This is a genomic window from Aridibaculum aurantiacum (assembly GCF_017355875.1).
In the GTDB taxonomy this organism is placed as follows: Bacteria; Bacteroidota; Bacteroidia; order Chitinophagales; family Chitinophagaceae; genus Segetibacter; species Segetibacter aurantiacus.
This window is the reverse complement of the sequence record NZ_JAFEWC010000005.1, coordinates 1-1,382: the sequence shown is the minus strand read 5'-3', so window position 1 is coordinate 1,382 and position 1,382 is coordinate 1. Positions and strand designations below refer to the sequence as shown.

At 44.5% G+C, this 1,382-nt stretch carries 2 protein-coding genes; both read right to left on the bottom strand.

Annotated elements, in window-relative coordinates; all coding sequences use genetic code 11:
* Positions 1–66: 66 nt before the first annotated feature.
* Entirely contained in the window at positions 67–936 is an 870-nt protein-coding gene (locus tag J4N22_RS19845) for an IS3 family transposase (protein WP_242692319.1), read from the bottom strand.
* Between the two features lie 5 nt (positions 937–941).
* On the bottom strand, positions 942–1,331 hold the full coding sequence (locus J4N22_RS19840; RefSeq protein ID WP_207497335.1) for a transposase: 390 nt from the start codon (positions 1,329–1,331) through the stop codon (positions 942–944).
* Between the last annotated feature and the right edge of the window lie 51 nt (positions 1,332–1,382).

Sequence of the window (1,382 nt, the reverse complement as noted above, 5' to 3'; positions counted from 1 at the left end):
TGTCTTGTCCTGAAAAAAGTTGACCATTTTTTGTTTGTTTTTTTATTGCTACGTTGATGTTTGCCGTCAAAAAGATGCGGTGTCTTGCTCTGTTAAAGCGAGCCGCCCCCGCATCTCTTTAACTACTGGCTGATTATCGGCGACATGTACTTCGGCAGGCTTTTGTAGCCCTAGTGACCAGTGTGGTCGCTTATGGTTGTACAGGTAGATTGCCTGCCTGGTTGCTTGTTTCGCATGTTCCAGGTCAAGAAACTCAGCATCCAGTAAATACTCATCTTTCAGTATCCCGTTCATCCGTTCGGCTAGTGCATTGTCGTAGCAGTTTCCTGCTTCTCCCATTGATATTTTGATGCCTTTTTGCTTCAGCTTATCAGTGTATGCATAGCAGCAGTATTGTATGCCTCGGTCGGAGTGGTGAATGATCCCTTCGGTTTGCCTGCTTTGGCTAATGGCTTGCGCAACGGCTTTCAAAGTGCTTTCAACTCCTAAAGAGCTGTCCACATTCCAACCTACAACTTTGCGAGAATATGCATCTGTAATGAGCGATAGATACGCAAATCCCTTACGTGTACGCAGATATGTGATGTCTGAGACCCAAGCCTGGTTTGGTGCGTTGATCTCTGCACTGGACAGCTCATTGTGGTACTTATAAAACGGATGATCAGACTGAGTAGTAACCGCATACTTGCGCTTGCGCTTAACCAGTAAATCATGCTGACGTAACAAATCAAAGAACTTATCCCGGCCAAAGCCACGTCCACACCGACGGATATCCTCCCGCAACTCATGATATAGCTTTCGCCCGCCTAATTTCACATGGTCTCTGCGAACCTGTTTCACTTCCACCAACAGCCCTGCCGCTTTGTGCTGCTCATCCAGCCCGCATTTGCGCACTTTGTAAAACGCCTGGCGGCTAACCTGCCAGTACTTACACAAATCGGTTACTCTGTGTCTTTCTTCAAGTCGTTCGGAGACCTTGTACCAAAATTTTTTTTTAAATCTGTCCGGTATTCTTCATTAGCAATTTTCACCAACTCCTCCAGGCAATCCTTTGCCAGGAAAGTTTCTGCCAATTTAATTTTCAGTTTCCTGTTCTCTTCTTCGAGTTCCTTTATCCGGTCTCTTTCATTCATAGTTTCTACGCGTACAACTTTGTTGAGTAAATGATTTCTGCCATACTTCTTAATCCAGATCTGGATTGTTGCACCTCCACCGATACCATACTTTCTGCGAATAGCTTCAATAGCATGACCCTCTTCAATCTCCTGGACAACCATTAGCTTAAAGCTATTACTGTACCGGATGACTGTTCTCTCTACTTTTTGTGACATATTGATTGAGTTTAATTACTTCAATATGTCAACCAGTTTCAGGACGTGACA

Coding starts and splice junctions, on each gene's coding strand:
- J4N22_RS19840 (WP_207497335.1), bottom strand. CDS start 1,331: ATGTCACAAAAAGTAGAGAGAACAGTCATCCGGTACAGTAATAGCTTT.